Here is a 5,051-nt window from a genome sequence, read left to right as displayed (position 1 = left end):
CTTGGCCTACGCCGCCGCCAACGAGCCTGACAAGGGCCTGCAGGCGGCCTGGAGCGAGTGGAATGGCAACAGTTTCCAGGGCACTGCGGGCGAGCGCGACGACCCCGACCTGCAGGTGGCCTTCCGCGGCCGCGAGCCGCTGCAGGAACCGGCTTTCACGGAGCTGGCGATGCGCGTGTTCGGCCCCTTGCTGGCAGCGTGGGTGAGGTCGTGAGTAACCGGCTCGACCCGCTCGCGCTGCCGCTGGCCGGCCGGCACCTGATCGAAGCCAGCGCCGGTACCGGCAAGACCTGGACCATCGCCGCGCTGTACCTGCGCCAGGTGCTGGAAAACGGTCGCGAGCCGGGACAGTTGCTGGTGGTCACGTTCACCGAGGCGGCCGCCGCGGAGCTGCGCGAGCGCATCGCCGCCCGCTTGCACGAGGCGCGCGGCGCGCTGGCCGGTGGCGCGGCGGATGAGTTTCTCGCTGCGCTGATGGCGCGCCTGCCGGACCGGGCGGCCGCCGCCGCGCGGCTCGACGACGCGCTGCTGCGCCTGGACGAGCTGGCCGTGTACACCATCCACGGCTTCTGCGGCCGGGCGTTGGCGGAGCACGCGTTCGGCGCCGGCAGCCGCTTCGAGGCCGACATCGAAACCGACACCGCGCCGCTGACGGCGCAGGTGCTGGGCGACTTCTGGCGTCAGCGCTGCGCCGGCGCCGCTGCCGAGGAGCTCGACGCGCTGTACACGCTGTGGCCGCACGGCCCGGACGATCTGGCCAAGGCTCTCAAACCGCTCGACGGCAAGCCGCACCTGCGCTTGCTGCCGGCGCCGCAGGCGGTGGACGTGGCGGGCGCCGCGGCGGCACTCGACCAGGCGCGCGCGGCGCTGGCGATCGCCTGGCCGGGCGCGCGCGACCAGGCGCTGGCGCTGTTGCTGGACGACAAGGGCCTCAGTCGCACCAAGGACAACGGCTACAAGCCGGACGACCTGCGCGCGCTGTTCGAGGCCGTCGATGCCTGGGCCGCCGCGCCGGGCGGCCCGCCGCCGGATGGTTTGGCGCGTCTGCGCCAGGCGTGCATCGACGGCGCGCTCACACGCGGCGCCGCCAAAACGGGTGCCCGCGCCCCGCAACATCCGCTGTTCGGGCAGATCGAGTCGCTGTGCGTCGCCGCCGACGCGCTCATCCACGCCGTGCGCGTGCACACCGTGCACGACGCGCTCGCGTATCTGACCACGCAGCGCGCTCGGCGCCTTTCCGCCGCCGGTCGGCGCGGCTTCGACAGTCTGCTGCAGGAACTCGATGCCGCGCTGGCCGGTCCCGGCGGCGCGGCGCTGGCAGCGGTGCTCGCGCGGCGTTATCCCACGCTGATGATCGACGAGTTTCAGGACACCGATCCCCTGCAATACCGCCTGTTCGAGCGGCTGCAGCGGGCGGCCGGCGACGGCTTTGGCATGTACCTGATCGGCGATCCCAAGCAGGCGATCTACCAGTTCCGCGGCGCGGACGTGTTCGCGTATCTGACCGCGCGGCGCGACATCCCGCCCGCGCAGCGCTACACGCTTGGCGTCAACCAGCGCTCCACGCGGCGCTTGGTGGCGGCGGTCAATGCGGTGTTTTCGGGGCATCCGCGGCCGTTCGTTCTGCAGGGCGCGGCACAGAGCATCGACTTCGAACCGGTCGACGCCGCTGGCCGGCGCGAGCACACGCCGCTGCGCGTGGCTGGCACCGAGCCGCCGGCGCTCGAGCTGTGGTGGCTGGCGCGCGACGGGCAGGGCAAGGCGCTCAGTAAGCAGGCGGCCGGCGAACGCGCGCTCGCCGCCACCGCCGCGCGCGTGGCGCACTGGCTGGCGCTCGGTGCCGCCGGGCGGGCGCACGTCGGCGATGAACCGCTCGCCGGCCGGCACATCGGCATTCTGGTGCGCACCAACCGCCAGGCCGCGGACGTGCAGGCGGCGCTGCGCCGGGCGGGCGTGGACAGCGTGTGCCTGCGCGAGGACAGCGTGTTCGACAGCCCCGAGGCGCAGGCGCTGGAGCGCATCTTGCAGGCGGCGCTGGCCCCGGCCGACGCGGCGGCGCTGCGCGCGGCGCTCGCCACGCCGGTGCTCGGCGCGACGGCGCAGCAGATCGCCGAGTTGGGTTCGGATGAAACGGCCTTCGATCGCCACGCGGCGCTGTTCGAGGCCGCCCACCGGCGCTGGCTGGCGGCGGGTCCGCTGCCCATGCTGCTCGCGCTGCTGCGGGAATCGGGTGCCATCGGCCGTCTGCATGCGGCCGAGGACGGCGCCCGCGCGCTGACCAACCTGCTGCACTTGGGCGAGCTGCTGCAGGCGCAGGCCGCCAGCCGGCCAGGCCTCGACGCGCAACTGCGCTACCTGCGCGATGCCATGGCCGGCGCTGTCACCGGCGGCGAGGCGCAGCAACTGCGGCTCGAAAGCGACGCCAACCTGGTGCAGATCGTCACCGTGCACAAGGCCAAGGGGCTGGAGTGGGAAATCGTGTTCCTGCCGTTCGCCTGGGACGAGAAGGCACCGGACGGCAAGCCGCCGTTGCTGTTTCACGACCCGGTGGATTTCGCCCTGGTGGCCGATCTCGACCCCGCCAGCGAACACGCTGGCGAGGCCCGGCGGGAGGCGCTGGCCGAGCAGGTGCGCCTGCTGTACGTGGCGCTCACCCGCGCGCGCCAGCACTGCGCGCTGCCGTTCGGCGTGATCAATCAGGCCGATCAGGGCGCGCTCGGCTGGCTGCTGTACAGCGGCGGCTTTGGCGAAAGAACCGACGACGCCGCCGCCCGCGCGCCGTGGCTGGCGCGGGCCGGTGCCTGCGATGGCGCCATCGTCATCGCCGATCCGCCCGACGATACCGGCGCGCTGGCGCTGCCGGCGCCGCCGCAGGGCAGCGCGCGGGCATTCACCGGCCGCATCGACAGCCGCTGGCGGGTGACGAGTTACTCGGCGCTGGCCGCCGGCGCCGTGGGCGCCGACCGGCCGGATCACGACGCGGTCGATGCCGGCAGCGTGATTGCCGAGGCGCCCGCGCCGGTTGAGAGCGGGGCACTGCCCATCGCCCGCTTTCCGCGCGGCGCGGCGGCCGGCACGGCGCTGCATGGGCTGTTCGAGGCGCTGGATTTTCCGGCCGCGCACGGCCCGGCGCTCGCCGATGCCGTGGCGCACACGCTGGTGCTCGCCGGCTACCCGTCGTCATGGCAGGGCACGCTCGAGCGGCTGGTCGCGGATGTGCTGGATGCGCCGCTCGACGGCGCCGGGCTGCGCCTTCGCGGCATTACCCGCGAGCGGCGGCGCGACGAGCTGGAGTTCTACTTTCCGCTCGCGCGCATCGAGCCCGCCACGCTGAACCGCCTGCTCGAGGCCACTGACATTGCGGCGGACGCCGCGGCGCTGCGCTTCGACGCCGTCGAGGGCGTGCTCAAGGGCTACATCGACCTCGTGTTCGAGCACGACGGGCGGTTTTATCTGGCCGATTACAAGTCGAACTGGCTCGGCCCCGGTCCGGCCGACTATGCGCCGGCCGCGCTCGGCGCCGCCATGGCCGAGCACCGCTACGACCTGCAATACCTCGTCTACACCGTGGCGCTGCACCGGTACCTGCGCCTGCGGGTGGCGGATTACGACTACCGGCGCCACTTCGGCGGCGTGTATTACCTGTTCCTGCGCGGCATGGGGCCGGCCGGTGGCGGCATCTACTTCGACCGCCCGGCGCCGGACCTGGTGGCCGCGCTCGAAGCCGCCTTGTGCGGGGCGCCGTGATGGACGCGCGCCTGCTCGGCCTGCTGCAATCGGGCGCGCTGCGTGCGCTCGACGCGCACTTCGCGGACCTGCTGCTGCGTCATGCCGCCCGGCCCACGCCGCAGCTCGCGCTCGCCGCTGCGCTGGCCAGTCGGCACGCCGGCGACGGCCACGTGTGTCTGCCGCTCCCGCGCCTGGCCGGGCAGGCGCCGTTCGAGGCGTCGCCGTGGCGCGCGCCGCCACTCGCCGACTGGCGCGAGGCGCTGCTTCGCAGCGGCGTGGTCGGCGAGCCGGGTGCCGCAAAGCCGCTGATCCTGGACGCCGCCGGGCGGCTGTACCTGGAGCGCTTGTGGCGGGATGAGGATCGGCTGGCGCGCGATCTTTCCGCACGCGCCGCGCCGCGCGCGGACATCGATCCCGCCGCGCTCGCCGCGCCATTGCGGCGCTTGTTCCCGGGCGACGATCCGGGCACGGTGGGCCAGCGCCGCGCCGCCGCCGTGGCGGCGCTGCACGGGCTCGGCATCCTGTGCGGCGGTCCCGGCACCGGCAAAACGCACACCGTGGCGCGGTTGCTGGCGCTGCTGGTGGAACTGGTGGGCAGCCGGCCGCCGCGCATCGCGCTCGCCGCGCCCACCGGCAAGGCGGCGCAGCGCCTGGCCGAAAGCCTGCGAAAGTCCGCGGACGTGCTGCCGGCCGGCTTCAAGCTGCCGGACAACGTGCCGACCCTGCACCGGCTGTTGGGTCTTCGCCCGGACGGCAGCGTGCGGCACGACGCCGATCATCCGCTCGCCTGCGACCTGCTGCTGATCGACGAGGCGTCGATGGTCGACCTGCCGCTGCTGGCGCGCACGCTGTGCGCGCTGCCGGCGCAGGCGCGCCTCATCCTACTTGGCGACCCGAACCAGCTCGCCTCGGTCGAAGCCGGCGCCGTGCTCGGCGAGCTGTGCGCCGGCGCGGGTGGCTACAGCCCGGCCGGCGCGGCGCGCCTCGCCGTCGCCACTGGCGATGCCGCGCCGGGGGGCGGGCCGGGCGGCATTGGCGACGCCATCGCGCTGCTCACGCACAGTTATCGCTTCGACGGCGGCGGCGCCATTGGCCGTCTCGCCGCGGCCGTCAATGCCGGCGACGCCGCGGGCGCGCTCGCCCTGCTGCACGCGGGCGGCGCGGTGTGCTTCGAGGCCGTCGACACGCCCGCTGTGCTCGCTGCCCGAATCGGGGCGCACGTCGTCCCGGCGCTGCAGCGGCTGTTCGAGGCGGGCGATGGCGTGTTGGATCCAGGCGCCGCGCTCGCCCGGCTCGGCGAGTTCCAGGTGCTGACGGCGCTG

The 5,051-nt window shown here is 74.2% G+C and carries 3 protein-coding genes; all 3 read left to right on the top strand.

Annotation, left to right across the window (positions count from 1 at the left end; genetic code table 11):
- Positions 1-214: hypothetical protein (locus tag PHC73_RS11460; RefSeq protein WP_300128246.1), on the top strand; the 214-nt coding region annotated here is incomplete at its 5' end.
- Positions 211-3,747, top strand: coding sequence for an exodeoxyribonuclease V subunit beta (recB, locus tag PHC73_RS11455; protein ID WP_300128243.1), 3,537 nt, complete (start codon positions 211-213; stop codon positions 3,745-3,747). The genes PHC73_RS11460 and recB, both read left to right, overlap by 4 nt.
- The coding region (locus PHC73_RS11450; protein ID WP_300128240.1) for an AAA family ATPase at positions 3,747-5,051 on the top strand (1,305 nt) is incomplete at its 3' end. The genes recB and PHC73_RS11450, both read left to right, overlap by 1 nt.

It is taken from the genome of Immundisolibacter sp. (assembly GCF_028696615.1).
Lineage (GTDB): Bacteria > Pseudomonadota > Gammaproteobacteria > Immundisolibacterales > Immundisolibacteraceae > Immundisolibacter.
Note: the sequence above shows the minus strand (reverse complement) of the source record. Positions and strands in the feature narration are given on the sequence as shown.